The sequence below is a fragment of the Nocardioides sp. J54 genome, from assembly GCF_000519005.1.
Classification (GTDB): Bacteria; Actinomycetota; Actinomycetes; order Propionibacteriales; family Nocardioidaceae; genus Nocardioides.
On sequence record NZ_JAER01000030.1, the window covers coordinates 15,452 to 41,698 of the forward strand.

Consider the following 26,247-nt stretch of genomic DNA (forward strand, 5'->3'; position numbering starts at 1 on the left):
CCAACCTTCTCGGGAGTGAACATGGCGATCCCTGTCCCCCTGCGCCTGCGCAGGCTCGGCGTCTCAGCGCTGGGCGTCCTGGCGCTCGGCCTCACGGCAGTGACCCTGCCGGCCGTGGCCCACGACGACGGCCACGAGGCGCCGGCGAAGTGTCCGCCCGGCCAGGAACGTGCCGCCGAACGGGCCGGCGACAACTTCGACCTGGCCTGCCAGCCCGGCCAGGACCTCGCGCAGCTCGACGACGCGGCGGCGACCCTCGCGCCGGGCGAGGTCGACAAGAGCAAGAACATCAAGCTGCTCGCGAACATCCCGAAGTCCGGGGCGTTCGCCGCCGAGGGCGCGTTCCAGACCGACCTCGCCTTCCAGGGCGACTACGCCTTCCAGGGCAACTACGACGGCCTGTCGGTCTACGACATCCGCAAGCCGCACGAGCCGCAGCTGGTGACCCAGGTGGTCTGCCCCGGCTCGCAGAACGACATCTCCGTGTACGGCGACCTGCTGGTGCTCAGCGTCGACTCGAGCCGCAGCAACGACACCTGCGACAACGTCGGCCAGTCCGCGACGATCAAGGAGTCGTGGGAGGGCATCCGCGTCTTCGACATCAGCGAGCCCACCGCACCGCAGTACGTCGCGTCGGTCGAGACCAGGTGCGGCTCGCACACCCACACGCTCGCCCCGTCGAAGGACGGCAAGGACGTCTACGTCTACGTGTCGTCGTACTCCCCGAACGCGAACTTCCCCGACTGCCAGCCGCCGCACGACCTGATCAGCGTGGTGAAGGTCCCGGTGGACGCGCCGGAGACGGCGGCGGTCGTCAGCGAGCCGGTGCTCTTCCCCGACGGCGGCAACCCGTCCGGCGGCTACTCCAGCACGACCTCGGGCTGCCACGACCTGACGGCCTACCCGGCCAAGGACATCGCCGCGGGTGCCTGCATGGGTGACGGCGTGCTGATCGACATCTCCGACCGGGAGAACCCCGTCGTGACCGAGCAGGTGCGCGACACCGAGAACTTCGCGTTCTGGCACTCGGCGACCTTCAACAACGCCGGAACCAAGGTGGTCTTCACCGACGAGCTCGGCGGTGGCGGCGGCCCGACCTGCAACCCGACGGTCGGTGACGTCAAGGGCGCCGACGGCATCTACGACATCGTCGGCGGCAAGCTGGAGTTCAGGTCGTACTTCAAGATCCCGCGCACCCAGGCCAACACCGAGAACTGCGTCGCCCACAACGGCTCGCTGATCCCGGTCAAGGGCCGCGACATCATGGTGCAGGCGTGGTACCAGGGCGGCATCTCCGTGTGGGACTTCACCGACTCGGCGAACCCGGAGGAGATCGCGTGGTTCGACCGCGGCCCGCTGTCGGAGGAGCGGCTGATCCTCGGCGGCTCGTGGTCGGCGTACTGGTACAACGGCCACATCTACTCCAGCGACATCCAGATGGGCTTCGACGTCTTCAAGGTCAACGACCCGCGCGTGGCCCGGGCCAACGGCGTGACGAGCGACGAGCTCAACGTGCAGTCCCAGACGTCGTACTGACCGGCAGCCCGGCAGCACGACACCGGCAGCACGAGACCGGACCTCCTGGCCCCTCCAGGAGCGGAGCCCCCGTCGACCCGACGGGGGCTCCGTTGCGTCCGGGGGGCGTCCGGCGAGCGGCCGGCGTCAGAGCCAGCCCGTGCCGTCCGCCACGAGCAGGAGGCCGAAGAGCGCGAAGAGTGTCGCGGCGCCATAGGCGATGACCTTCTCGGGCAGCCGCTTGCCGAGCATCGCCCCGACCAGGATCGCCAGCGCGTCGGCGGCGACCATCCCCAGCGTGGAGCCCAGCCAGGTGCCGAACCAGCCCTCCTGGGTGGCGAGGGTGATCGTGGCGAGCATGGTCTTGTCACCGAGCTCGGCGAGGAAGAACGCGACGCCCACGGCGAGGATCGCGGCACCGGTGGCGTTGCGGGCCTTGTCGGCCTCCTCGTCGGTGAGCTCGTCGCCGCGCAGCGTCCACAGCGCGAAGCCGATGAAGGCCAGGCCGGCGACGACCGAGATCGTGCCCTGGTAGTCGGCGAACGCGTCGCCGATCAGCGCACCGATGCCGACCGAGGCGAGGTGGACGAGCGCGGTGGCGGCGGTGATGCCGATGAGCACGTCACGGGCGCGGTAGCGCGCCGCGAAGGTCATCGCCATCAGCTGGCTCTTGTCGCCGAGCTCGGCGACGAAGATGACCGCGGTGGACAGCAGGAAGGCGTACATGGGGTGGATTTCCTCTCGGCGCCGGCCGAGGGGAGTCCGCTCCGGACGCTCTCGACCAGGCGCCCGTCAGGGTCGGCGATCTGGTCGAAAGTCTCGTCCGCCACCTGACTCACCGGTGGCCTGCCGCACCGGACCCGGAGGTCAGTGTGTCGACGCGGCTGTTGGGGACTACTCCCTTTCGCCGTCCACCCTAGCCGGTGCCTGCCGTCGCACCGGAATCACCACGGCAGCCCCGGACGGGTCAGCGGATGGGCAGGCCCTGGATCCGCTGCGCGGTGTCGCCGGAGACGCGGCCGCGCTCCCACTCCGGGAAGGTGGCCCTGGCGTCGAGGTCGGCGCGCGGGTTGGCGCGCAGGTAGTCGGCGACCGCCCGCTCCGGGTCGATCCGCTCACCGTTGACGATGAGCCTCCGGTAGGCGACCAGCTGGCGGACGGACCACGCCCGTCCCGCCTCCATCCGTCGATGATCCCGAGTCATGGGCAGCACGCTAACCGACCGCGTGCGCTCTTCCCAGCGGGGATGGGAGGCTTGGTCACCATGCAGGACGAGCAGCACGCGTACGACGCCGCCGGCACCGGCCCCCGGCTGGCGGCCTGGCTCGAGGAGCTCGGCCTGGCCGGCCAGCTGGCGGAGGCCGGCCTGCCGACCTTCGAGCGCGACCTCGGTGGTGCGGTGCACTGGCGCGACCCCGGCACCGGCGCTCCGCTGACGCCCGAGCAGCTCGCCGACCTCGACCGCGTGCTGCGCCAGGACGGGGACGACCCGGCGCACGCCGTGCCGGTCACGCTGGTGCAGCTGCGCCGCAAGGCGCAGGTCCGCGCCGCGCTGCTGGCCAGCCCCTGCCACACCTACGCGAGCCTGGCCGAGGTGCGCGGCACCTCGGAGAACGCTGCCCGGTTCGCGGTGCACAAGGCGGCCGGGCGCAACGCGCTGCTGGTGGTGCCGCACGAGGGCGGCACGCTGGTGCCGGCCTTCCAGCTCACCGACGCCGGCGAGCTGCGCGACGAGCTCGCGCCGGTGCTCGAGCCGCTGCTGGCGGCCCGGATGGACCCGTGGCAGGTGTGGGCGTGGCTGACCCAGCCGGCTGCGCTGCTCGGCGGCGCGGTGCCGCACGAGGCGGTGCGTGACGAGGAGGAGGCAGCGATCGTGCGCCACGCCGCCGTCCGGCTGGCGGAGGTCTCGGCCGCACCCCAGCGCGGAGGCGCCGCCGGCTGACCCGCAGACCGCCGCCTGCTCAGCCGCGGACCTGCCAGCGCAGCACCTCGAGCGCGACCCAGACCCGCAGCGGGTCCTCCGCGAGCGGGCGGGGCAGCAGCTCGTCGACGCGGGCGAGCCGACGCAGCACCGTGTTGCGGTGCGTGAACAGCCGGGCCGCGGCGGCCGAGGCGTTGCCGAGCTCGGCGAGGTAGACCCGCACCGTCTCGTGCAGCTCGTCCGGGGCGTCGGCCAGCTCGCCGAGCACCTGCGCGACGTACTCCGCCGCGCGGGCCTCGTCGCGCGTCACCAGCGTCGCCAGCTGCACGTCGGCGAAGGCGACGAGCTGGTCAGCGGTGCCCAGCCGCGCCACGAGGCGGCGGGCCTCGACGGCGTCGTGGTGGCTGCGCCGGAAGCCTTCCACCCCGCGGGCCGGCCCACCGAGCGCGACCCGCACCTCCGGGGTGCGCCGCAGGGCGGCCACCAGCTGGTCGCGGTCGGGCTCGGTGGCGACCGGCAGCCACACCCACAGCGTCCCGGCGGCCGCGAGCACGGTCAGCCGCTGCCGGGCACCGCACGCGCGCATCACCGTCTCGGCCGCCCGCTCGAGCCGGCCGAGGTCGCTCTCGGGGTCGGTCGTCCAGACCACCGCCGCCGTGTGGTCACCGTCGAGCGGGTGCGCGAGCACCGACTCGGCCCGGGTCAGCGAGACCGGGGCGCCCTCGAGCACCAGCGCCACCATGTCGCGCCGCTCAGCCTGCGACCCGCGGGTCAGCTCGTCGCGCTCGGCCGCCATCCGCTCGGTCACCGCCTCGATCGTCTCGTCGACGAACGCCGAGATCGACGCGGCGGAGACCTGCAGCAGCTCCTCCAGCTCGTCGGAGTCGCGGGTCAGGCCGAAGCAGATCCGCATCCACGACTCCCACGCCACGTTCTGCCCGGTGCGGTAGGCGTCCAGGCCGACCGCGTCCAGCCCGCGGCGCACCAGATCGCGCGCGACGTCGAGCTGCACCGTGCTGGTGTTGGCCGGCACCGGCTCGCCCGGGGCGCGGACGTTGGCGCTCGCCCAGGCGAAGAGGTTGTCGAAGTTCGCCCGGCGCAGGGCCTCCGCGAGCGCGGGGTCGGCGGCGATCGCGGCGGTCGAGGGGGCGGACAGCGTCGCCTCGTGGACGGCTTCGACCCACTGCTCCTGCGACTGCACCGCCGCCTCCGCAGCCTGCCGGATCAGCTCCCGCGTGCGCGGCGAGGGGTCCGGCCAGCTCATGGCGGGAGCATAGGGCCCGCCGGCCCCGGTCAGGGGGCGCGGAAGACCACGCTGACGAAGACGGTGCCGCTGCCGTCACGCCAGGCGCCGACGCCGGCCTGCCGGAACTTGCGGGTCAGGATCACGTCACGGTGGCTGCGCGAGTGCATCCAGGCGCGGACCACGACGGCCGCCTTGTTGAAGCCGCGGCCGCGGGCGATGATCTCGCCGACGAGGCGGCCTCCGCAGCCGGTGAACACCCGGCGCAGGCCGGGGTAGTGCACCATCCGGTTCTCGTTCGCCATCCGGCGGGCGCGGCTCTCGGCGTACCGGTCGACGCAGGCCGAGGCCTTGACCCCCCGCATGCCGTTGTTGGCACGCCGCTTGTTGATGTGCCGCATCACGTTGCGCTCGTAGGTGTTGCTCTTGGCCACGACGGTGCGGGCCTCCGCGGCGGGAGGCGCGGCGTCAGGCGCCGCGACCAGCGCGGCGGACGCCATCAGGCCGACGGCAGCGGAGCGGAGAAATCTGGTCATGCGAGGTGTTCCTTTCCGAGTCAAGTCCCACCTGTCCCCCCCGGGCATGTCCCTCCGGCGGTACCCGACACCCCCGCGTCGGGAGTCGGGGGCGCACCCGATCGGGTGCACTCCGCACCACCTGCAGGGCGCACACGGGGCCAGATGACCTGCCGTCGTCCACGCAGCGGGACGCACCATGGAGACATGACCAGCAGCCCCGAACACCTCGACGTCCTCGTCGTCGGCGCCGGCATCTCCGGCATCGGCGCGGCGCGCTACCTGCTCACCGAGCGGCCCGGGACCACCTTCGCGGTGCTCGAGGCGCGTGGGGCGTCCGGCGGCACATGGGACCTGTTCCGCTACCCCGGCATCCGTTCCGACTCCGACCTCCACACCTTCGGCTACGAGTTCAAGCCGTGGACCGACCCGAAGTCGATCGCGAGTGCGGACCGGATCCTCGCCTACCTGCGCGAGACGTCCGAGGAGTACGGCGTCGAGCCGCACGTGCGCTACCACCACCGGGTCGTCGACGCCGCGTGGTCGACCGCGGACGCCCGCTGGACGGTGCGGGTCGAGCGCACCGACACCGGCGATCAGCTCACCCTGACCGCGGGCTGGATCTTCGGCGCGACCGGCTACTACGACTACGACGCCGGCTACGCGCCGGACTTCCCCGGACGCGACCGGTTCCGCGGCGAGGTCGTGCACCCGCAGCACTGGCCCGAGGACCTCGACCATGCGGGCAAGCGGGTCGTCGTCATCGGCTCCGGCGCCACCGCGGTCACCCTCGTCCCGGCGCTGGTCGCGGAGGGCGCGGCCCACGTGACGATGCTGCAGCGCACGCCGACGTACGTCATGCCGGTGCCGTCGGAGGACAAGCTGGCCAACCGGCTGCGCTCGGTGCTGGGCGAGCAGCGCGGCTACGCGCTGGCGCGGCGCAAGAACATCCTCAAGCAGCGCCTGGTCTGGCAGTTCTGCCAGACCTTCCCGCGCACCGCGCGGACGCTCATCCGCACGGTCAACGAACGCGCGCTGCCCGACGGGTTCGACGTCGACACGCACTTCAACCCGCCGTACGACCCGTGGGACCAGCGGCTGTGCGCCGTCCCGGACGGCGACCTGTTCCGCACCATCCGCGACGGCCACGCCGACGTGGTCACCGACCGGATCCGCACCTTCACCGAGGACGGCATCGAGCTGGAGTCCGGCGAGCACCTCGCGGCCGACGTCGTCGTCACCGCGACCGGGCTCAACCTGCGCCTCTTCGGCGGCATCGCCATCACCGTGGACGGCACGCCGCTGCACGCGCCCGACCACGTCGCCTACAAGGGGATGATGCTCAGCGGCGTCCCCAACCTGGCCTTCGCGATCGGCTACACGAACTCGTCGTGGACGCTCAAGGTCGGCCTGCTGTGCGAGCACTTCTGCCGCCTGCTGGCGCACATGGAGGAGCACGGCCACGACGTGTGCGTGCCCGAGGCGCCGGAGATGGAGACGCGGCCCCTGCTCGACTTCGCGGCCGGCTACGTGCAACGCTCCATCGACGACCTGCCGCGCCAGGGCGACCGCTACCCGTGGCTGATGTCGATGTCGTACGCCGAGGACGTGCGCCTCGTGCGCGGCGGGCCCGTGGTGGACGAGCACCTGCGCTTCGCCACGCGCGAGCGCGAGGCGGTCACAGCCGGCTGAGCCGGGGGCCGGTCAGGCGGCCTGCTTCGCCGAAACCCGGGCCGGCCACCAGAACCGGTCGCCGAGCAGCACCCCGAGCGCGGGCACGAGCACCGTGCGCACCAGCAGCGTGTCCAGCAGCACACCGAGGCAGACCACGACGCCGAGCTGGGCCAGGACCACCAGCGGCAGCACGCCGAGCACCGCGAACACCGCACCGAGCAGCACGCCGGCACTGGTGATCACGCCGCCGGTCGCCGCCAGGGCGCGCAGCATCCCGTCGCGGGTGCCGTGGGTCCTGGCTTCCTCGCGCGCCCGGGTGACGAGGAAGATGTTGTAGTCGACGCCCAGCGCCACGAGGAAGAGGAAGGCGAACAGCGGCACCGACACGTCGAGCGCGTCGAACCCGAGCGGTCCGGTGAACAGCCACCACGACGCGCCCATGCTCGCCGCGTAGGTCGCGAGCACCGTCGCCACCAGCAGCACCGGCGCGAGGATCGAGCGCAGCAGCAGCACGAGCGCGACCAGCACCACGCCGAGGATCAGCGGCAGCACGACCTTGCGGTCGCGGGAGGCGCCGTCGCGCTCGTCGACCGCGGTCGCCTCCTCCCCCGCGACGTGGGTGTCGTCGAAGTCGGAGAGCGCCTCGCGCAGGTCGCCGATCGCCGCGCGGGCGTCGGCCGTTCCGGGACGGGCGTCGAGCACGACGTCGATCCGGGTGATGCCGTTCCCCTCGCCGGCGACCTGGGCAGACGAGACACCCGGGGCGTCCTCGATCGCGCCGAGCACGGCGTCCGGCCGTTCCCGGGTGAGCACCTCGGTCGGGCTGGAGGTTCCGGCCGGGAAGGACTCCGCGAGCCGCTCGCCGGCGGTGATGGCCTCCGGGGTGTCGAGGAACTGGTCGTCGCGGTCGAGCCCGGTCGAGACGTTCAGCAGGCCGACGGACAGCACGGCGAGCAGCGCGACGGTCAGGCCGGCGAGCAGCGCCGGGCGGCGGCGGACCAGGCCGCCGACGCGGTGCCACAGCGAGGTCTGCTCGGCGAGCGGGGTGGTGCCGACCTTGGGCGTCCGCGGCCAGAAGATCCACCGGCCGAAGAGGACCAGCGCCGCCGGCAGCACCACGAGCACGAAGCTCGCCGCGACCACGATGCCGATCGCGCAGGCCAGGCCCAGGCCGCGGGTGCTCGGCGTGAGCGAGAGCAGCAGCGTGAGCAGGCCGACGATGACCGTGGTCGCGCTCGCGAGCACCGGCTCCGCCGTACGACGCAGCGCGAGGGACATCGCCTCGTGGCGCGACTCGTGGCGACCGAGCTCGTCGCGGTAGCGGGAGATGAGGAGCAGGGCGTAGTTGGTGCCGGCGCCGAAGACGAGCACCGACAGGATGCCGACCGTCGACTCGTTCCACGCGACGTCGAGGGCCGCCATCACCCTGGTGGCGAGGATCGCGGCGAGCCGGTCCGCGATGCCGACGACGGTGAGCGGGACCAGCCACAGCACGGGGCTGCGGTAGGTGATCACGAGCAGGAACGCGACGACCGTGGCGGTGGCCAGCAGCAGCCGGGTGTTGGCGCCGTCGAAGACGTTCGCGAGGTCGGCCTGGATCCCCGCGGGGCCGGTGACGGCCGCGGTGACGCCGTCGGGCACGCCGTCCTCGAGCTCGCCCCGCATCTCCTCAACGAGGTCGGCGGTCGCGCTGGCCGAGGACGCCTCGACCGGCACGATCACGAACGCCGCGCTGGCGTCGTCGGCGACGGTGAGGCTCGGCGGGACGCCGCCGATGGCCTTCACGACCTCCTGCAGGCTGCCGGGGTCGACCTTGCCGCCGTCCTCCGCCGTGAACAGCACGACCGCGACGCTCTGCTCCTCCTCGCCGAGCTCGTCGTCGAGGTCCGCGGCCAGCGCGCTGTCGAAGCCGCGCGGCAGGGAGTCGGTGGGCTGCTGCTCGCGCTCGCCCTCCCCGACCATGCCGATCGCGAGGATCGCCAGCACCAGCGGGACCAGGGCGACGAACCACGCGGTACGCCGCCGGAGCTGCGGGAGGACAGCAGGGCTGCGGTCGACGTCGGTCATGCGGGGAGCTCCTCGGGGTCGGTGTCTGTTGTTAAGATACTTGATAGTCAAGAAAGTGAGACACCTGTGGTGGACGAGAGCCCGGAGGTACCCGCGAGCCGGCCGTGGCATGCGACCGAGTCACTGGAGACGTTGCGCACGCTGCTCGAGGCCGCAGCCCGGCTGCGGCACGTCGTCGCCCGGCGTGCGGGACTGAGCGAGGTCGAGCTCGCCGCGCTCGAGCGGCTCAGCCACGGACCGGTGGGACCGGGGGCCCTGGCCCGCCACCTCGACGTCACCAGCGCCGCGGCGACCGGCATCGTCGACCGGCTCAGCCGCCGCGGGCACCTCGACCGGGTGCCGGACGAGACCGACCGGCGTCGTACGCAGCTGCACATCACCGACAGCGCCACCGCGGAGGTGCAGCGGCACCTCGCGCCGATGTTCGCCGGCCTCGCCCGCCTCGACGCCGGGCTCTCCCCCGACGAGCGCGCGGTCGTCGAGCGCTACCTGCGCGGCGCGCTGGAGTGCATCGAGGTCGTGGTCGCCGACCCCGCCCCGAACAAGGGGGACCGGGGCGGAGCCGACGACGGCTGACGCGACGGCAGGGCCGTCGGCTGCGGGGATCGGCGCCGTCAGGCGCTGTGGAACCAGGGGTGGTGCAGGTCGTGGAAGGTCGCGTCCTTCAGGGCGTAGGCGAGCTCCTGCTGCACCTCGGCCGGCGGCTCGACCTTCTCGCCGGCACGGGCCGCCTCCTCGCCGGCACGGGCCGCCTCCTCGCTGGCGAACGCGACGGTCTCGATGAAGCTGCCGTCCGCCTCGAGCGCGAGGGTCGCGCCGATGATCTCCGGCCGCATCTCGTGCAGCGTCTCGGTGTCGGTCATCATCGCCTTGAGCCGGGACGGGTCGTCGACGCGCCCGCGGATGACCTGGACGAAGCCGGCGTCGTCGGAGCCGCCGTCCAGCATCATCGTGACGTCGTCACAGTCGTGGTACTCCAGCGATCCGTCCATGAGCGCCGTGAAGCGCGCGGCCCACGCACCCTGCTCCGGACGGTCGGAGCTCGCCCGCGCGTCCTCGCGGGACGCGAAGCGGACCACGGCCATCAGCTGGTCGTCGTCGGTGAAGCCGTAGGTGCCGCCCAGCCAGCCGGTCGCCCCCGGGGCGAGGTCGCGGCGCCACTCGTCGATGAGTGCGTGCGCGTCGTCCTGCCGGGTGCAGGGCGCGCAGATCACCTGGATGAACATCGGTTGCCTCCTCGGTCGATGGTGTGCGCGAGACCGGTCGATGCCGCCGAGTGGGCCCCGGCCGGGCCCACTTGGCAACCTAGGACGATCGGGAGGCGGGCGCCATCGTCACATTGAGCCACTGGCACTCTCGACCGGCACTCCTGACGGGCACTCCCGACGCGTCCCTTCTCCGTACGTCGTACGGCACGAGTGCGAGGATGGGGGCATGACGGAGCGGGAGACGGGGCGCGGCGAGCCGAGCCGCACGCTCGCACTGCTGTGGGGCGATCCCTCGGCGGGGCCGCGGCGCAAGGGACCGGGCCGGTCGGTCAGCGTCGAGCAGCTGGTCACCAGCGCGCTCGCCCTTGCCGACGAGCAGGGCCTCGCCGCAGTGACGATGCGGGCGCTCGCCGAGCGGGTCGGCGTCTCGGCGATGTCGGTCTACACCTACGTCCCCGGCAAGGCCGAGCTGCTGGACCTCATGGTCGACGCGCTCTACCTCGCGATGCCGCGGCCCGCCTGGCGCAGCCGCTCGTGGCGCAGCCGCCTCACCGGGGTCGCGGAGGCCAACCGCGACCTCCTGCTCGCGCACCCGTGGCTCACCGAGGTGGCCGCGCTCAGCCGGCCGCCCCTCGGCCCCGGCCTGATGGCGAAGTACGAGCACGAGCTGGCCGCCTTCGACGGCACCGGTCTCGACGACGTGGACGCCGACGCAGCACTCACCTTCCTGCTCGGCTTCGTGCAGTCGCACTGCCGCGCCGCCCACGACGCCGCGCGGGCGACGACGGACAGCGCGATGAGCGACGCCGAGTGGTGGGCCGCCAACCAGCCGGTGCTGGAGCGCGCCTTCGACCCCGAGGCCTACCCGCGCGCGGTGCGCATCGGCGCGGCGGCCGGCGAGGCGCAAGGGGCGGCGTGGAGCGCCGGCCACGCCTGGGAGTTCGGCCTCGCCCGCACCCTCGACGGCCTGGCCGCGCTCATCGACGCTCAGGCGGCGCCGGAGAGCAGGTAGGCCACGGACGCGGCCCGGTCGGCGGTGAACGCGCTCGACGGAGCCGCCGGGTCGCCGTACGGCTGCGGGCGGTCGGGCGACGCGATGCGGTCCCACGACGCGACGACGCGCTCGCGCAGGGTGCGGTCGGCGGCGGGGTGGAAGAAGACGTGCTCGTGGATCGAGCTCTCCTCGAACCTGCCGAACAGGACGCCGAGCATCGCGGTCGACGTGGTGTCGTCCACGAGCGCCTCGACCGCCGCCGGCCAGTCCAGCTCGTGCGCGGCAAGGGACTCCTCGCCGTCCTCACGCAGCCGGACGAACTGCCAGAAGCGCTCGACGACCTGCTCGAGCCGCTCGGCGTCGCGGACCAGGATCGTCATGAGCGCGCGCTCGTCGTCGCCCAGGTCGGCCTCCTCCGGCAGGGCGGCGAGCGTCTCGGCGACCGGCCGCACGCGGTCGGCGACGTCGAACCCGGCCCCGACGAGGCTGACGACGGCGACGTACTGCAACATCCGGTCCTCCGGCGCGACGCCCGCGCAGTCCTCCGGGTCGAGGACGGCGGTCGGGTCGACCAGGCTGAGCCGGCCGAGCAGCGTGTCGTCGCGCTCCTCGACCGCGACGACCGACGCGGCCGCACCGAGCTGGTGCTCGCCGGCGACGAGCTGGGTCCACGCGACGCCGACCTGGTCGGTCTGGTCGTCCGGGACGTAGGAGACGTGGAACGACCCGATGCCGAGGTCGGCGTGGAAGCCCGTGCCGTCCGCGGCGAACTGCCAGGCGTGCTCGAGCTGCCCCTCCTCGGAGAGGACGGTGAGGAAGAGGCCGATCCGGCCGAGGTCGATGGTCATGGGCGCCCCTTGTGCTGTGCCTGCTGCTCGTCCGTGGTGCGACGTGCAGGGGGAACCGTAGGGACGGGGTCCGACAGAACTCCCGGTCGTCCCGGCGCCCCGCCGTATGCCCGGCGCTGCCGCGCTCGGCGCCCTGGTGCTGCCCGGGCGCGAGGCGAGCGGGGCCGGCTCGGGGGAGCCGGCCGCCGCCTGCACCTCAGGTCAGCCGGCCAGCCACTTGTCGGGGCCGAACACCTCGTAGTGGATGGCGTCGCTCGCGACGCCCTTCGCCACCAGCCCGGCGTGCACGGACTCCATGAACGGCAGCGGCCCGCACAGGTAGGCCCGGGCGCCCACGGGGACGTCGACCGCGGCGAGGTCGATCAGCCCGGCGGCCAGGTCGGCGCGCGGGTGGCGGGTGCCGAGGTCCTCGTACCACCGGACCAGCGTGGCGCCGTCGATCGTGCCGACCAGCTCCTTCAGGTCCCGGCGCAGGGCGTGGTGCGAGGGCGACCGGTCGGCGTGGAGCACGGTGACCGCCCGGGTGCTGCCGGAGTGCTTGAGGTGGTGCAGCATGCCGACGATCGGCGTGGTCCCGATGCCGGCGGAGACCAGGACCAGCGGGGCCTCGGAGTCGTCGAGGATCAGGTCGCCGAAGGGCGGCGAGACCTGCAGGGTGTCGCCCTCGAAGACGTTGCGGTGCAGGAAGCTCGACACCTCGCCCTCGGGGATCTCCGTGCCGTCCTCGGAGGTGCGGGCAGCGACGGCCTTCACCGTGATCGTCCACTCGTCCTCGCCGAACCGGACCAGGCTGTACTGCCGGACCTGCCGCGCCCCGTCGGGCAGCCGGACGCCGACGGAGACGTACTGCCCGGGCTGCGCTGCCGGCAGCGGCGTGCCGTCCGGGGCGGCGAGCCGGAACGACACGGTGTCGGGCGACTCCTGGGTGCGCGCAGCGACGACCAGCTCACGGAAGACGTGCTCGGGGTCGGTGCCCGCGGCGGCGTACAGGCCGCGCTCGATGGCGATGAGGTCGCGCGCCATGTGCCAGTAGACCTCGTCCCACGCGGCGGCGACCTCTGCGGTGACCGCGTCGCCGAGCACCTCGACGATCGCCGCGAACAGGTGGGTGTGGACGACCTCGTACTGGTCCTCCCGGACGCCGAGCGAGGCGTGCTTGTGTGCGATCCGCGAGAGCATCTCTGCCGGCTCCGGCGTTGCCGGGTCGACGAGCATCGTGGCGTAGCGGGCGATCGAGGCCGCGAGGGCACGCGGCTGGTCGCCGGCCTTCTGGTTGCCGCGGTTGAAGGTGTCGCGCAGCAGCTCGGGGTGCGCGGCGAACATCTTCGAGTAGAAGAGCGGGGTGATCTCACCGATGGCAGCGCCGACGACAGGCAGCGTCGCGCGGATGACCTCGGTCGAGGTGGGGCTGAGCACAATTCCCTCCAAGGTGTGCTGAGTGGGTTTCCCCGTCGCGGTCACGACGGAAGTCCGGGGGCCGTCACCTCCCGGGCCGCGCGCTGAGCGAGAGCAGCACCGGTCCGGTCGGCGAGGCGGTGAGGTCCTCGAGCGTCCAGGGGTCGAGGGTGGCGAAGAAGGCCTCCTGGGCCTGGCGCAGGAGCCCGCGCAACCGGCACGCCTGCCGGAGGGGGCACGGATGGTCGCCCTCGCACTCGATGACCTCGTCCACGCCCTCCAGCTCGCGGATGAGCCGCCCGACCGACATCGTCCGTCCGGCCGCGGTGATCCGCAGCCCTCCGGCCCGGCCCCGTCGGGTCTCGACAACGCCCAGGGACTGCAACCGGGCCACGACCTTCGCCGCGTGGGCGTACGACACGTTCAGCTGCTGCGCCACCACCTGCGTGGTCATCGGCGCGTCCTCCTCGAGGACGGCCAGACGCATCATCACCCGGAGGCCCAGGTCGGTGAACTTGGTCAGCTCCACGTGCTCACCGTAGTGAAATATGCATCTTGGATACCAAATAAACGCGGCGTGCTCCTCGCCACATCCACTGCCGCTCCCCGGGAGTCAGGCGCGCGCGACGTCCACCTCGACGACGTAGGCGTCGTGGTCCGACAGGGCCGGGGACGGGACGTGCTTCGGACGCTCGAGCGGCTGCGCCGTCGCTCGGACCGGCCGCGTCTCAGGCGGTGATGAGCCCGTACGCGCGTGCCGCCGCCTCGACCTCCGGGCCGAGGTCGTCGAGGCCGTCGTCGAGGCCGTCGTCGCCGGCGCCGGTGATCAGCAGGGGCCCGTTGACCGCGCCACGCAGGCCCGATCCGAGGAAGGTGAGGAAGCTGCTGGCGGTGGTGTTCCACTCCTCCGACCCGTAGCCGACCCACACGATCGTCGTACCGTCGAGCACGACGTGGGCGTCGGTGCTGGCCGCCCGCATCACCCGGCGGACGTCGTCGGCGTCGCGCACCCGAACCACCCGGCTCGGCCCGTCGGGCTCGATCAGGAGGGCGCGCACGCCCTGCGCGTCGTCGGCGCTCACTGGAGGTCCACCGTCGGCAGGCCGACGACACCCCAGCCGCCCCACTCCCCCTCCGCTGCCGGTTCCGGCTCGCCGTGGAACACGGTGCAGCGCAGCTCGATGCTCAGGTCGCGCACGGCGTCGGCGAGGGCGTCGGCGTCAGCAGTGTCGAGGTGGGCAGCCCGGTGTCGAGGATCCTGATCGGCGGACGGTCGTCCAGCAGCGGGGTGACGACCAGCAGGCCGGATCCGCCGGCGAGGCACTGGGCGAAGGCCCGGGCCTCCTTGTGCTTCGCACCGAAGGGGCTGCGCCCCAGGCGGACGTAGGTGGCGGTGTAAGCCAGATCAGACATGCGTCGGGTCCTGTCCACGAGTGTCACCCAACGGCTGGGAGTCCGGGGACGATGTCACCTTTCGCGGGCGTGCGTGAGCGTTTGCGAGAACCACCCACCAAAGGGGGCTGTCAGGCGACGAGGGTGTAGCGACCGTGGCCGGTCTTCACGAAGAGCGGGGTGCGCCAGCCGGGTGGCGCGGGCGCGCGGGATCGGTAGCGGTGGCCGGACGGGGTGACGGTCTCGACGGTCCCGTCGGGCTCCACGTGCTGGCGCCAGCCGGGGGCCTGCTTGGCGTGGTTGCAGGCCGCGCAGGTGCCCTGGCCGTTGTCGGCGGTGGTGGGTCCGCCGTCGGCGTACGGCTCGACGTGGTCGAGGTGCCGGATCGGGGCGCCGCACCACGGGGTACGGCAGATTCCCTGGTCGCGGACCGAGAGGAAGTCGGCCAGGCCGGCGGGGAAGATGCGTTGCTTGCTGGCCATCGCGACGAGGCGCCCGGTGTGGTCGGCGTAGAGCTGGCGGAACCACGTGTCGAGGCCCGCGTCGAGAGAGGCCGCGACGAGCAACCGCGCCATCTCGGCCGGCACCGGCTCGGCGTCGACGAGGCCGGGCGCGTGCCCGCCCGCGAGGGTCGTGGCAGGGAGCGTGAGGGTCACGCCGACCGGGACCGCGGGCGGCTGCGGTCCGTCGCCGACCGGCACCCCGGTGGTGCGGGCGACGAGCAGGTCGGCCATCAGCTGGCCCTTGCGGCGCTCGTCTCCGGTGGCGGTCATCGTCGCGGCGTCCCGGGTGAGCTGGGCGTGCAGTGCCACGCCCTGGGCGACCGGCAGGAGCGCGGTGAGGCGGACCATCGTGTCGGGCGCGGGGCGGATGGACACGTGGCGGTCCCTCACCGCGTTGCTAGCGCGCTCGGCGATCGAGGCCGGGTCGAGCTCGTAGGCGATGGTCCGCACCCGCGCGACCAGGGCGCGGGTGCCGATGCCGTCGAGGGCGTCCGGGTCGGCGAACAGTTCTTCGTCGACCAGTGCCCGGTGGTCGGCCGACAGGCAGGCGGTCTCGCGCAGGGCGAGCATCGCGCGGAACTCGCTGAGCGTGCCGTCGGCGAGCCGCTCCAGCAGGTGCGGCATCTCGGTGCGGCCCACCTTCGCGAACGCGAGCAGCGCCTGGCCACGATGCACCGACTCGCGGCGGGCGAGGGCGAGCTCGGCGGCGACCCCGCGTCCGCGGTGGGCAGCCGGAACGCCCCCGAGCTCCTCGTCCTCGCGCCGGGCCGCGTCGTACGCCACGGCCGCGTCTGCCTGGCGCGCGCAGATGGTCGACTTCAGCGCCTCGAGCTCGGCCACGAGGCCGATCAGCTCGCCCGGCTCATCGGGCAGCTCGCCGGCAGCCAGCGCCGACCGCAGGTCGGCGACCTGTGCTGCGGAGAGGGTGGGCCCGAGTGCCATGCTCCATCCTATCGAACATGTGTTCGATAAACAAGGACTTTCGTCATCCCGTCCCGGCCACTTGCGCCACCTGCACCAGGTGCCCGTCCGGGTCCTCGACCCACGCGATGAGCAGGCGGCCCAGCCACTCGCTCGGCTCCTTGACCGGACGGGCGCCGAGCTCCTGCAGGCGTGCGTACGCCGCGCGGGTGTCATCCGTCCAGAGCACGACGGCTGCCCGTTGGCCGGAGGCGACGGGGGCAAGGCCGTGGTCGTCGCGGGTCGAGGCCTCGCTGGCGAGGCCGAGGCGGTAGCCGTCGAGGACGAGGTCGACGTGGATCGGCGGTCCCTCCGCAGGCGTGCGGAACACCTCCTCGAACCCGAGGCCGCGGTAGAACGCGGCTGCCCGCTCGGGGTCCGGGGTGAACAGGACGACCTGCGGGGTGCGGAAGAGGCTCACCCGACCACCATCACAAACCGGCTCTCCACGGCCGCGGCGCCACTCCGCGCACCGGGCTGCCTGCCGAGCCGGCCGCGCGACGGCCTGCACTGGCTCCGGTCCGGGGCGGCGTTCTACGCGACGGGTGGTCGCTCGCACTGCATCCTGTTGCCGCGGGCGCTGCGGAGCTTCGGCAAGAAGGTCTGGGTCCACGACTCCGCGCGGCGCGGACGGCCCTTCCAGGTCCGGGTGGTGAACCTGGCGAAGCTGAAGTCGCGGACCGCGTGCGGCAAGGCCGCCGGTCTGGCCATGCTCGTCTGGGACGGGCCGAAGGTCGGGGTCCACGTCGACGGCCTCGACAACCCGCCACACCGACGGCTCGCGACTGCCTAGGCTGGACCGGTGCCTGACCACGCCCTGGAGCTGAGCTTCGACGAGGCCTCCGCGCACGCGGTCGAGGCGCAGTGGGAGGCCCTGCGGCACGCAGGGCTGCCGTCCCAGGCCGACCACCGGTCGATGACCAACGCCCCGCACCTGACCCTCGTCGCCGCGATGCCGATCGACCCGGGCGTCGTCGGTCCGGCCGTCGACCTCCTCGGCCCGTTGCTGCCCACCGTGCTCAGCGTGCGCGGCCTGCTGGTGCTCGGGGACGGTCCGCGGGTCACGCTCGCCCACCTCGTCGAGCCCGACGCGGCCGTGGCCGACGCGGTGGCATCCCTGCGTGCCCTGGTGCCCGGCGTGCGGCACCCGGTGTGGACGCCACACGTCACCCTCGCCCGCCGGGTGCCCCGGCGCCGGCTGGCCGACGCGATCGAGGTGCTGCACGACGCGTCACCGGTGCGCGAGCTGGTCGCGGACCGGCTGCGCTGGTGGGACCCGGACCTGCGCGTGGTCGAGACAATCTCCGGTCAGACCGGCGAAGCGCACACAGGCTGAAACCCACCCCAGACGGGCCATTGACGACCACCACATTTGGTGTTCGTCTTGTGAACATGAAAAGGGCGTACGTCCAGACCGCCCGGGCCGAGGCCGCCGAGGAGACCCGGCGCCGCATCCTCGCCGCTGCTCTTGACTGGTTCACCCGGTCGTCGTACGACGACGTCACGCTCGCGCAGATCGCCGACGACGCCGGGGTGACGGTGCAGACCGTCGTGCGTCGCTTGGGCTCCAAGGACGGCCTGGTCGAGGTGCTGGTCGAGGAGACGCGCGAGCAGGTCGCCGGCGAGCGCGGCGCGGCGCCGGTCGGCGACCTCCCCGCCGCGGTCGCGAACCTCGTCGCGCACTACGAGGAGCACGGCGACACGGTCGTGCACCTGCTCCGCCAGGAGGACCGCGTGCCGGCCTTCGCCGCGGCGTGCGACGCGGGGCGCGCCCTCCACCTGGCGTGGTGCCGGCGGGTCTTCGCGCCGTGGCTGGCCGAGCGGTCGGGGCGGGACCGGCGCCGCCTGCTGGCCCAGCTCGTCACGACCCGGCGATCGAGGAGGTCCGGCACGACGACTACCTGGGCCGCACCTCGGTCGCGTCGCTGCGCCGCTCGACCCGGGTGTTCGTCGAGCGCGGCCGGTTCGAGCTCGACGACCTGCGCTCCGCGATCACCGCCGAGGCGCCCGACGTCCTCGTCGTCGACACCAACGCCTGGGGAGCAGCGGCCGTCGCCGACGCCTGGGACCCGCGGGCCGCGCCGTTCGACGTTCCGCCCGGGCCGGTCGCGCTGGTGACCACGAGCTCGGAGTTCCAGGACGACGGCGTGCTGGTCCGGACCGCGCTGCACGCGCTGGACGGCACCGACCTCACGGTGCTCGCCACCATGCCGGCCGGCGCGAGCGTCACGGACGTGCCGCGCAACGCACGGGTCGACGAGTTCGTCCCGCACTCGCAGGTCCTCCCCCACGCCGCCGTGGCCGTCACCCACGGCGGGATGGGCGCGACCCAGCGGGCGCTCGCCGCCGGCGTGCCGGTGGTCGTCGTCCCGTTCGGCCGCGACCAGGCCGAGGTCGGGCGCCGGGCCGAGCGCGCCGGGGCCGGCGTCCTCCTCCCCCGCCGTCGGCTGACCGCACCCCGGTTGCGCGCGGCCGTCCGGCAGGCCCGGACCCTGCAACCCGCGGCGCAGCGCCTCGCCCGGGCGATGGCCGAGGAGGCGGGCGCCGCGGGCGCGGCCGACCGCCTCGAGGCGCTGGTCCGGGACTGGCGCTGAGCCCCTAGCCGGAGGCGATGTCGCGTCGACGGAAGCCGGCGATCCCGGCCGCGGTCAGCGCGGCCGCGACGACGACCAGGGCCAGGCTCGGCCACGCCTCCCAGCTCTCCCGGGGAACCTCCGCGAGGTGCGAGTACGGCGAGACCGCCTCCGCCCAGTCCGGGAGGCCGAGCAGCTCGCCGAGCATGACCTGCACAGCGACGTACGCGAGCAGGGCCCAGGCCAGCGCCCCCGCACGGGGCACCGCACCGTGGAGCGCGACCGCGACCGCGCCGACCACGAGCGTGCCGGGCAGGTAGGCCACCTGGCCGCCGACGTGCCCGGTCAGGTGTTCCCAGTCGCCGGAGCCGAGCGCGTACCCCACCGCCAGGCCCGCGCCCATGAGCACGGTCAGCACCGCCGTGACCAGGAACGTGAAGGCCGCCGTGGCGCCGAGCCAGGCGGACCTGCGCACGGGCGTGCCGAGCACCAGCTCCGCGCGCCCGGCCTCCTCCTCGGCCCGGAGGCGGAGCACCGCCGACACGGCGAAGCCGCAGGACACCACCGCCATGAAGAGGAAGATGTAGGCGAGGAAGGCGTCGACCAGGGCCTCCCCGCCCGCCGCGGCGCCGACCACGTCAGCCATCTCGGGGTTGGACTCGACCAGCTCGGGGATCGACGGGACGACGGCGCCGTACAGCGCACCCAACAGGGTCAATCCGACCGCCCACCCGAGTGCCGTGCCGCGCCGCAGCCGCGCGGACAGCCCGAACGGCGTCGCCAGCCCACGGCGTGCGGTCGGGCGCCCCGGACGGGCCGCCAGCACTCCTCCACCGAAGTCGCGGCGGGTCATCAGCCACCCGGACGCTGCGAGCAGGAGCGCGGTCGCCGCGAGGAGGAGCAGGGCCGGCCACCACTGCTCGCCCCCGAACGCGTCCATCCGCTGCGCCCACCCGAACGGCGAGGCCCACACCAGCGCGTTGTCCTGCACCGCGCCGACGCCACGGACCACGTACCCGAGCGCGATGACGGCGCCCGCCAGGCCCAGGGCGCCGCGTGCCGTGCTGGACAGCTGGACGGCGACGAGGGTGACCGCGGTGTGCACCACCCCCAGCAGCGCGAGCCCGGCGCCGTACGTGAGGCTGCCGGCGACCGGGAGGCCCACCGACAGCATGGAGACGGTCGTGACCGCGGCGATGAGGACGGCGGCGAGGACGCCGTAGGCCAGTCCGGCCACGGTGGCGGCGTGGCGCCCGAGCACGGTGGACCGGAGCAGCTCGGCGCGACCCGACTCCTCCTCGGCGCGGGTGTGCCGCACGACCAGGAAGGCCACCATCAGGCACACGCCGAGCTGGGCGAACTGCGAGATCTCGTTGGCGACGATGCCGCCGAGCGAGTCGATGCCGGCCTGTCGGCCGGACATCAGGTGGCTCACGGGGCTCGTCCCGACGACCCGTGCGTACCCGGCGACCTTCTCGGGGGTGTCGTACAGCGGCGGCACCGCCAGGGCGCTCACCGCGATCGTGCCGCCGAGCCCCAGCACCCACAACGGCAGGCGCACGCGGTCCAGGCGCGCGACCAGCCGCAGCTGGTGGGAGACGCCGGTGACCGAGCTGGAGCGCGACCGCGACACGGTCACACCTGCACGTCCTCGCCGTACTGGCGCAGGAACAGCTCCTCCAGGGTCGGCGGGTGAGCCACCAGCGAGCGGACGCCGAGACCCGACAGCACCGCGACCACGTGCTCGAGCTGGTCGGAGTCGACGGCCATGCTGATCCGGTCGTCGACGACCTCGAGGTCGTGGACCCCGGGGAGGTCGGCGATGCCGGCGGCGGGCCGGGCGGTCTGCGCGACGACGGTGGTGCGGGTGACGTGGCGCAGGTCGGCGAGCGTCCCGGACTGCACGACGCGGCCCGCCCGGATGATGCTGACGCGATCGGCGAGCGCCTCGACCTCCGCGAGGATGTGGGAGCTGAGCAGCACGGTCGCCCCCTCCTCCCTGAGCTCGCGCACCGCTGCCTGGAACTCCGCCTCCATCAGCGGGTCGAGCCCGGAGGTCGGCTCGTCGAACAGGTAGAGGTCCACCCGGCTCGCGAGGGCTGCCACCAGCGCGACCTTCTGCCGGTTGCCCTTGGAGTACGAGCGCGCCTTCTTGGTCGGGTCCAGCTCGAACCGTTCGAGCAGGCTGCTGCGCCGTGCCTCGTCGAGCCCGCCCCGCATCCGGGCGAGCACGTCGATGACCTCTCCGCCCGTCAGGTTCGGCCACAGCGAGACGTCACCGGGAACGTAGGCGAGCCGGCGGTGCAGCGGCGCAGCATCTCGCCACGGGTCGCCGCCGAGCAGCCGCACGGTGCCCGAGTCCGTGCGCAGGAGGCCCAGCAACACCCGGATCGCGGTCGACTTCCCGGCACCGTTCGGCCCGAGGAAGCCGTGCACCTCCCCCTCGACCACGGACATGTCGAGGTGGTCCAGCGCCCGGGTGGCCCCGAAGGTCTTGACGACGTCCTGCAGCTCGATGACTGCCACGCCACGAGTGTGGCACGGCCGACGAGCCGACAGCCGCAGCCTCGTGTCCAGTGCGCCATGTCGACGAAGCGGCTGTCATGGCCTGGAGGGCGACCACGATGTCCCGGGTCGCGCCGTCGCGGTGCTGGGCGACGATCAGGTCGGCCTCGCCGGGGCGGGTCGACTCCTTCTCGTGGACGTCGTCGCGGTCGAGCAGGACGCTCACGGGCAGCCCGGCCCCTTCGGGATGACCCCGGTCCGCACGGTGGTCCCGTCGCTGACGCTCGCCTCGAAGTAGGCGTTGCGCGCCGAGCAGGAGATGGGGAAGCCGAGCGGCCCGCCCTCGAGGCGGACGCCTCCGGTCCCGCTCTCCTCCATCATCCCCGCGCGCTCCGGCTCGCCCGGCACGCCGTCGTACTCCGCGTGGAGGTAGACGATCGTGCCGGGCTCCAGCGACCGGGCGCTCATGCGCGGCGCCCACCAGCTCGTCACGTCGTTGGGCCGCGGCTCGCTGACGAAGTAGAGCGCCGGTGCGTCGCCCGGTGGCTCCTCGGGCGGAGCCACCGGCTCCAGCGCGGTGACCCGCGCCTCCAGTGCAGCGATCCGCTCGGCCGTCTCCGTCTCGTTGTCCGCGACCTGCTCCTCCAGCTCGGCGACCCGGTCCGCGAGCGCGGCCAGTTCCTCGGCCACCCGGTCGTTGCCGGCGTCCCACTGGAGCGGCGTCTCGTGGGCCTTGCACGACTCGCCCTCGGCGACGAACCGCAGGTCGCCCTTGGTGTAGGTGTGCCCGCCGTTGCCGAGCAGGACCTGGACGAGGTTCTGCCTCGGGGCGTCGGCCCTGGCGTAGCAGGCGTGGATGACCGGGTCGTCGGGTGCCGCGGCGTAGGCGATCGTGGTCGCGCCGACCAGGACGAGCGCACCGGAGGTGACGGAGAAGGAACGCGAGAACCGCACGGGAGGACCTCCTGGGGAGCGAAGGGAGCCCTCGGACAGTCCCACCTCACCGACCCGACGGGAAGAGGCCGCACCACCGGACTTCACGCGACGACCCCCGGTCTTTCGCACGGGGTACCCGGGGGATATCGCCTCCCTGCTCCCCCGGACCAGCTCCGGCCAGCCTCAGTGCGCCATGTCGACGAAGCGGCTGTAGTGGCCCTGGAAGGCGACCACGATGTCCCGGGTCGCGCCGTTGCGGTGCTTGGCGACGATCAGGTCGGCCTCGCCGGGGCGGGTCGACTCCTTCTCGTAGACGTCGTCACGGTGGAGCAGGACGACCATGTCGGCGTCCTGCTCGATCGAGCCGGACTCACGCAGGTCGCTGACGGCGGGACGCTTGTCGGCGCGCTGCTCGGGACCACGGTTGAGCTGCGAGAGCGCGATGACCGGGATCTCGAGCTCCTTGGCCAGCAGCTTGATCTGGCGGGAGAACTCGGAGACCTCGAGCTGGCGGGACTCGACCTTCTTGCCGGAGCTCATCAGCTGGAGGTAGTCGATGACCATCAGCCGCAGGTCGTGCTTCTGCTTGAGCCGGCGGGCCTTGGCCCGGATCTCGGTCATCGTCATGTTCGGGGAGTCGTCGATGAACATCGGCGCGGCCGAGACCTTGGCGACGTGGCGGGCCAGGCGGTCCCACTCCTCGGTGCCCATCTTGCCGTTGCGGATGTGGTTGAGCGGGATCCGCGCCTCGGCCGAGAGGAGTCGCATGACGATCTCGGCGCGCGTCATCTCCAGGCTGAAGAAGGCGGCGGTGAGGTTGTTGTGGATCGCGGCGGCGCGGCAGAAGTCGAGCGCGAGCGTCGACTTGCCCATCGCGGGACGGGCGGCGACGACGATCATCTGGCCGGAGTGGAAGCCGTTGGTGAGCTCGTCGAAGTCGGCGAAGCCGGTCGGCACGCCGTAGATGCCGGCCTCACGGTTCTCGATCGCCTCGATCTCGTCGAGGACCGAGTCCATGATGTCGCTGAGCGGGGCGTAGTCCTCGGACTTGTTGCGGTCGGTGACCTTGTAGATCTCCGACTGCGCCTCGTTGACGATGCCGTCGATCTCGCCCTCGCCGGCGTAGCTGATCTGCACGATCTTGGTGCCGGCGTCGACCAGGCGGCGCAGGATCGCCTTCTCGTAGACGATCTCGGCGTAGAAGCCGGCGTTGGCGGCGATCGGGACGTTCGCGGCGAGGGTGTGGAGGTACGCCGCACCGCCGACCTTCTGCAGCTCGCCGCGGCGCTGGAGCTCGCCGGCGACGGTCACCATGTCCGCGGGCTCGCCGCGGCCGAAGAGGTCGAGGATCGCCTCGTGGATCATCTCGTGGGCCGGCCGGTAGTAGTCGACCCCGCGGATCACCTCGACGACGTCGGCGATCGCGTCCTTGGAGATGAGCATCGCGCCGAGCACGGACTGCTCGGCGGCGAGGTCCTGCGGTGGGACCCGTCCCCCGGTGGGCGCCTCGCCCGGTGCGTACGGCGCCGGGCCGTCGCCCCAGTCGTCCGGCGGCTGAGCGGTCCAGGACGGCGGGTCGTCGGTGAGGCTCACGGTCTCCGGCTCCTCCTGACTCGATCGCGGTGGGCGCCGTCGCGGCGCCGCGGGGACGTCGTACGGTGACGAGCATGCCGAGGGGGTCCGACCCATCCCTGCCCGTCGAACCTAGGGGCTGGCACGGCCGCCCCGATAGCCGGCGCGACCGAGTTGTCCACAAGCCTTGGGGATAACTGGGGCGAGGTCGTGGACGACACGCGGACATGGTGTGCAAGGGCTGGGGAGGAGGTTGTGGAAGAACGATGTGGAGAATCGACGAAGTGTCCGCTGACCTGCGCAAACGCTGGTGCACAGCTGTGGAGTGGAAATACTTCGGCGGTGTCGCCGTTCACCCGGCGGTCCTCCGCCGTTCCTGGTGGGGCCACCCCGGCGACCGATCTTCCGCCGCTCCCGAACCCGGGTTTCCACAGCTGGGGTCAAGTTTTCCACCGGCGCTTGACATGGCCCGGCCGGATACGGCATGAACCGCCGCGCCCTCGACCGGGAGATCGCCCGGCTCGCGGTCCCGGCGTTCCTCGCGCTGGTGGCCGAGCCGCTGTTCCTGCTCGGTGACGCGGCCGTCGTCGGCCACCTCGGCACCCGCGAGCTCGCCGGCCTCGGCCTCGCTGGCACGGTGCTGTCGACGGTGGTCGGGCTGTGCGTCTTCCTCGCCTACGGCACGACGGCCGGGGTCGCCCGCCAGCTCGGTGCCGGCCGGCGCCGCGAGGCGCTCGCCCAGGGCGTCGACGGGCTCTGGCTCGCCGTCGCGATCGGCGTGCCGGTCACCGTGGCGACCAGCCTGCTCGCCCGTCCGCTGGTCTCCGTGTTCGGGGCGTCGGGCGGGGTCGAGGACGCCGCGACGACCTACCTGCGCATCGCCGCGCTCGGCACCACCCCCCTGCTCCTCGTGCTCGCGACGACCGGTGTGCTCCGCGGCCTGCAGGACACCCGCACGCCACTGGTGGTGGCGGTCGCCGGCAACGCCGCCAACCTCGCCCTCAACATCCTCCTCGTGTACGGCGTCGGGCCGGCGCCGCGGCTCGAGCTGGCCGGGTCCGCGGTCGGGTCCGTGCTGGCCCAGGTCGCGATGGCGGTGGCGCTGGTGGCGGTCGTGGTCCGTGCCGCACGCCGAGAGGGCGCCAGCCTGCGCCCGCACGCGGCGGGGATCCGGGCGGCCGGTCGCGCCGGCGTGCCCCTCCTCGTGCGCACGCTCACGCTGCGCGCGTCCTTGCTGGTCACGACGGCCGCGGTGGTGCTGGCGGCGGGCGAGGCCGCCGACGCGGGCGCGGTGGCGGCCGGCTCGGGCGACGCGGTGCCGATCGCGACGCACCAGCTGGCGCTGACGATCTGGAACTTCCTGGCCTTCGTCCTCGACGCGATCGCGATCGCGGCGCAGGCGATCACCGGGCGCCACCTCGGTGCCGGTGACCGGAAGGCGGCGCGCGAGGTCACCGACCGGATGGTGCAGTGGGGCGTGCGCAGCGGGGTCGCCACCGGCGTGCTGCTCGCCGTGGCCAGCCCGTGGCTCGGCGCGCTGTTCACCCCCGACGCCGCGGTCCGGGACGCACTGGTCCCGGTCCTCCTCGTGGCAGCCGCCTTCCAGCCGGTGGCCGGGGTGGTTTTCGTGCTCGACGGCGTGCTCATCGGCGCCGGTGACGGCCGCTACCTGGCCGTGGCAGGGCTGGTCGTCCTGGGCGGCTACGCTCCGCTCGTGCTGCTGACGAGTGCGCTGGGTGCCGGCCTGACCGTGGTGTGGGTCGTGTTCGGCCTGGCGTTCATGGGCGGCCGGCTCGCGACCCTGCTCCGCCGGTCGCGCGGCGAGGAGTGGCTGGTCACCGGGGCGGCCGCGTGAAGCCGCTGCAGGCGGTCGGGCTCGGCCTGGTCCTGATCGCGCTCGGCCCGGTCGAGGCGGAGCCCGGCACCTTCGACCCGCTGCCCGACCCGCTCGGCTGGTTCCTGGTCCTGGTCGGCCTGCACGGGGTCGGCCCCTCGCTCGACGAGCGCCGGCTGCCGTTGCTGCGCCTGCTCGGCGGGCTCGCCTTCGTCGTCTCGGTCGCGCTGGTCGTGCCGACGGTCGCGCGCTGGCTGGAGACCGACCCGTCGCTGGGCTGGGCGGCCGACGTGCCGCGCTTCGCGTTCTTCGCCCTGGTGTGCCACGAGCTCAGCCAGGCGGCCCTGCGCGCCCGCGCGACCGGCGGGGCGAGCAGCTTCAGCATCGCCGCGCTGACCCTGTTGTTCGTGCTCGCCGCCCCGCCGCTCGCCTTCGGCGCCGGCTGGGACGGCGTGGGTACGGCGGGCGAGGTGGCCGCGCAGGCGGTCCAGATCGCCCTCGTGGTGCTGTGCTTCGTCTTCGCCGGGCGCAGGTGGGCGGGGGCCCCGGAGGTCGACGCCCCCGAGGCCCCCGCCGCCTGAGACCGGCCGGC

General features: G+C 73.3%; 27 protein-coding genes and 1 pseudogene. 11 read left to right on the plus strand and 17 right to left on the minus strand.

Features of this window, described 5'->3' with window-relative positions; genetic code table 11:
* Positions 1-21 precede the first annotated feature (21 nt).
* Positions 22-1,536 (plus strand): LVIVD repeat-containing protein, encoded by a 1,515-nt coding sequence (locus NOCJ54_RS0116950; protein WP_036518440.1) that lies wholly within the window; start codon positions 22-24, stop codon positions 1,534-1,536.
* A 126-nt stretch (positions 1,537-1,662) separates the two neighbouring features.
* Here NOCJ54_RS0116950 and NOCJ54_RS0116955 read toward each other — a convergent pair whose 3' ends face one another.
* Positions 1,663-2,241, minus strand: coding sequence for a TMEM165/GDT1 family protein (locus NOCJ54_RS0116955; protein ID WP_028656442.1), 579 nt, complete (start codon positions 2,239-2,241; stop codon positions 1,663-1,665).
* A gap of 241 nt (positions 2,242-2,482) precedes the next feature.
* Positions 2,483-2,719 (minus strand): hypothetical protein, encoded by a 237-nt coding sequence (locus NOCJ54_RS0116960; RefSeq protein ID WP_145726107.1) that lies wholly within the window; start codon positions 2,717-2,719, stop codon positions 2,483-2,485.
* Positions 2,720-2,779: 60 nt separating this feature from the next.
* On the opposite strand from NOCJ54_RS0116960, the gene NOCJ54_RS0116965 reads away from it, so the two are divergent.
* The gene (locus NOCJ54_RS0116965; protein ID WP_157514940.1) at positions 2,780-3,457 is read left to right on the plus strand and encodes a hypothetical protein; all 678 of its coding nucleotides are present in this window, start codon (positions 2,780-2,782) and stop codon (positions 3,455-3,457) included.
* A gap of 19 nt (positions 3,458-3,476) precedes the next feature.
* On the opposite strand, the gene NOCJ54_RS0116970 is transcribed toward NOCJ54_RS0116965, so the two are convergent.
* A complete protein-coding gene (locus NOCJ54_RS0116970; protein WP_028656445.1) occupies positions 3,477-4,700 on the minus strand; it encodes a PucR family transcriptional regulator in 1,224 nt (407 codons plus the stop codon).
* A 29-nt stretch (positions 4,701-4,729) separates the two neighbouring features.
* A complete protein-coding gene (locus NOCJ54_RS28470; RefSeq protein ID WP_186449932.1) occupies positions 4,730-5,215 on the minus strand; it encodes a CAP domain-containing protein in 486 nt (161 codons plus the stop codon).
* A 186-nt stretch (positions 5,216-5,401) separates the two neighbouring features.
* Here NOCJ54_RS28470 and NOCJ54_RS0116980 point away from each other — a divergent pair, with 186 nt between their 5' ends.
* Complete coding sequence (locus NOCJ54_RS0116980) at positions 5,402-6,886, plus strand: flavin-containing monooxygenase (RefSeq protein WP_028656447.1); 1,485 nt, start codon at positions 5,402-5,404, stop codon at positions 6,884-6,886.
* Between the two features lie 12 nt (positions 6,887-6,898).
* On the opposite strand, the gene NOCJ54_RS0116985 is transcribed toward NOCJ54_RS0116980, so the two are convergent.
* Entirely contained in the window at positions 6,899-8,935 is a 2,037-nt protein-coding gene (locus tag NOCJ54_RS0116985) for an MMPL family transporter (RefSeq protein ID WP_036518431.1), read from the minus strand.
* A 69-nt stretch (positions 8,936-9,004) separates the two neighbouring features.
* On the opposite strand from NOCJ54_RS0116985, the gene NOCJ54_RS26505 reads away from it, so the two are divergent.
* Positions 9,005-9,511, plus strand: coding sequence for a MarR family winged helix-turn-helix transcriptional regulator (locus tag NOCJ54_RS26505; RefSeq protein WP_051485988.1), 507 nt, complete (start codon positions 9,005-9,007; stop codon positions 9,509-9,511).
* A gap of 38 nt (positions 9,512-9,549) precedes the next feature.
* Here the strand turns inward: NOCJ54_RS26505 and NOCJ54_RS0116995 are convergent, their stop codons facing one another.
* Entirely contained in the window at positions 9,550-10,161 is a 612-nt protein-coding gene (locus NOCJ54_RS0116995) for a hypothetical protein (protein ID WP_028656449.1), read from the minus strand.
* Positions 10,162-10,369: 208 nt separating this feature from the next.
* Here NOCJ54_RS0116995 and NOCJ54_RS0117000 point away from each other — a divergent pair, with 208 nt between their 5' ends.
* Positions 10,370-11,155, plus strand: a complete 786-nt coding sequence (locus NOCJ54_RS0117000) for a TetR/AcrR family transcriptional regulator (RefSeq protein ID WP_028656450.1) — start codon at positions 10,370-10,372, stop codon at positions 11,153-11,155.
* Here NOCJ54_RS0117000 and NOCJ54_RS0117005 read toward each other — a convergent pair.
* From NOCJ54_RS0117005 to NOCJ54_RS26515, 7 genes are all read right to left on the minus strand, one after another.
* A complete protein-coding gene (locus tag NOCJ54_RS0117005; protein ID WP_028656451.1) occupies positions 11,131-11,985 on the minus strand; it encodes a hypothetical protein in 855 nt (284 codons plus the stop codon). The genes NOCJ54_RS0117000 and NOCJ54_RS0117005 overlap by 25 nt on opposite strands.
* 201 nt (positions 11,986-12,186) lie before the next feature.
* The gene (locus NOCJ54_RS0117010) at positions 12,187-13,401 is read right to left on the minus strand and encodes a globin domain-containing protein (RefSeq protein WP_028656452.1); all 1,215 of its coding nucleotides are present in this window, start codon (positions 13,399-13,401) and stop codon (positions 12,187-12,189) included.
* A gap of 64 nt (positions 13,402-13,465) precedes the next feature.
* Positions 13,466-13,909: an RrF2 family transcriptional regulator gene (locus NOCJ54_RS0117015; RefSeq protein ID WP_028656453.1), complete on the minus strand. Its 444-nt coding sequence runs from the start codon at positions 13,907-13,909 to the stop codon at positions 13,466-13,468.
* Positions 13,910-14,108: 199 nt separating this feature from the next.
* A complete protein-coding gene (locus NOCJ54_RS0117020; protein ID WP_028656454.1) occupies positions 14,109-14,462 on the minus strand; it encodes a hypothetical protein in 354 nt (117 codons plus the stop codon).
* A gap of 103 nt (positions 14,463-14,565) precedes the next feature.
* Positions 14,566-14,793: a hypothetical protein gene (locus tag NOCJ54_RS0117030; RefSeq protein WP_028656455.1), complete on the minus strand. Its 228-nt coding sequence runs from the start codon at positions 14,791-14,793 to the stop codon at positions 14,566-14,568.
* 110 nt (positions 14,794-14,903) lie between these two features.
* Positions 14,904-16,217, minus strand: coding sequence for an HNH endonuclease (locus NOCJ54_RS26510; RefSeq protein WP_084255369.1), 1,314 nt, complete (start codon positions 16,215-16,217; stop codon positions 14,904-14,906).
* Positions 16,218-16,260: 43 nt separating this feature from the next.
* The gene (locus NOCJ54_RS26515; protein ID WP_036518433.1) at positions 16,261-16,656 is read right to left on the minus strand and encodes a VOC family protein; all 396 of its coding nucleotides are present in this window, start codon (positions 16,654-16,656) and stop codon (positions 16,261-16,263) included.
* Positions 16,657-16,803: 147 nt separating this feature from the next.
* On the opposite strand from NOCJ54_RS26515, the gene NOCJ54_RS0117045 reads away from it, so the two are divergent.
* The 4 genes and pseudogenes from NOCJ54_RS0117045 to NOCJ54_RS30360 all read left to right on the plus strand — a co-directional run bounded on the left by NOCJ54_RS0117045 (position 16,804) and on the right by NOCJ54_RS30360 (position 18,829).
* Complete coding sequence (locus tag NOCJ54_RS0117045; RefSeq protein ID WP_028656456.1) at positions 16,804-17,028, plus strand: hypothetical protein; 225 nt, start codon at positions 16,804-16,806, stop codon at positions 17,026-17,028.
* A 9-nt stretch (positions 17,029-17,037) separates the two neighbouring features.
* A complete protein-coding gene (locus NOCJ54_RS0117050) occupies positions 17,038-17,571 on the plus strand; it encodes a 2'-5' RNA ligase family protein (RefSeq protein WP_028656457.1) in 534 nt (177 codons plus the stop codon).
* Positions 17,572-17,627: 56 nt separating this feature from the next.
* Positions 17,628-17,762, plus strand: a pseudogene (locus NOCJ54_RS30730) (hypothetical protein); the annotation flags it as partial.
* Between the two features lie 281 nt (positions 17,763-18,043).
* Positions 18,044-18,829, plus strand: a complete 786-nt coding sequence (locus tag NOCJ54_RS30360) for a glycosyltransferase (protein ID WP_051485985.1) — start codon at positions 18,044-18,046, stop codon at positions 18,827-18,829.
* Between the two features lie 4 nt (positions 18,830-18,833).
* On the opposite strand, the gene NOCJ54_RS0117060 is transcribed toward NOCJ54_RS30360, so the two are convergent.
* From NOCJ54_RS0117060 to dnaB, 4 genes are all read right to left on the minus strand, one after another.
* The gene (locus NOCJ54_RS0117060) at positions 18,834-20,447 is read right to left on the minus strand and encodes an ABC transporter permease (RefSeq protein ID WP_051485986.1); all 1,614 of its coding nucleotides are present in this window, start codon (positions 20,445-20,447) and stop codon (positions 18,834-18,836) included.
* On the minus strand, positions 20,444-21,334 hold the full coding sequence (locus NOCJ54_RS0117065; protein ID WP_028656459.1) for an ABC transporter ATP-binding protein: 891 nt from the start codon (positions 21,332-21,334) through the stop codon (positions 20,444-20,446). Before NOCJ54_RS0117065 ends, NOCJ54_RS0117060 begins: the two co-directional genes overlap by 4 nt.
* A gap of 201 nt (positions 21,335-21,535) precedes the next feature.
* Positions 21,536-22,267 (minus strand): hypothetical protein, encoded by a 732-nt coding sequence (locus tag NOCJ54_RS0117070; RefSeq protein WP_028656460.1) that lies wholly within the window; start codon positions 22,265-22,267, stop codon positions 21,536-21,538.
* A 165-nt stretch (positions 22,268-22,432) separates the two neighbouring features.
* On the minus strand, positions 22,433-23,842 hold the full coding sequence (dnaB, locus tag NOCJ54_RS0117075; RefSeq protein WP_028656461.1) for a replicative DNA helicase: 1,410 nt from the start codon (positions 23,840-23,842) through the stop codon (positions 22,433-22,435).
* 463 nt (positions 23,843-24,305) lie between these two features.
* Between dnaB and NOCJ54_RS0117080 the strand changes: the two genes are divergently transcribed.
* Both NOCJ54_RS0117080 and NOCJ54_RS0117085 read left to right on the plus strand, forming a co-directional pair.
* Positions 24,306-25,676: an MATE family efflux transporter gene (locus NOCJ54_RS0117080; RefSeq protein WP_028656462.1), complete on the plus strand. Its 1,371-nt coding sequence runs from the start codon at positions 24,306-24,308 to the stop codon at positions 25,674-25,676.
* Positions 25,673-26,236, plus strand: a complete 564-nt coding sequence (locus tag NOCJ54_RS0117085; RefSeq protein WP_028656463.1) for a hypothetical protein — start codon at positions 25,673-25,675, stop codon at positions 26,234-26,236. Before NOCJ54_RS0117080 ends, NOCJ54_RS0117085 begins: the two co-directional genes overlap by 4 nt.
* The last annotated feature ends 11 nt before the right edge of the window (positions 26,237-26,247 follow it).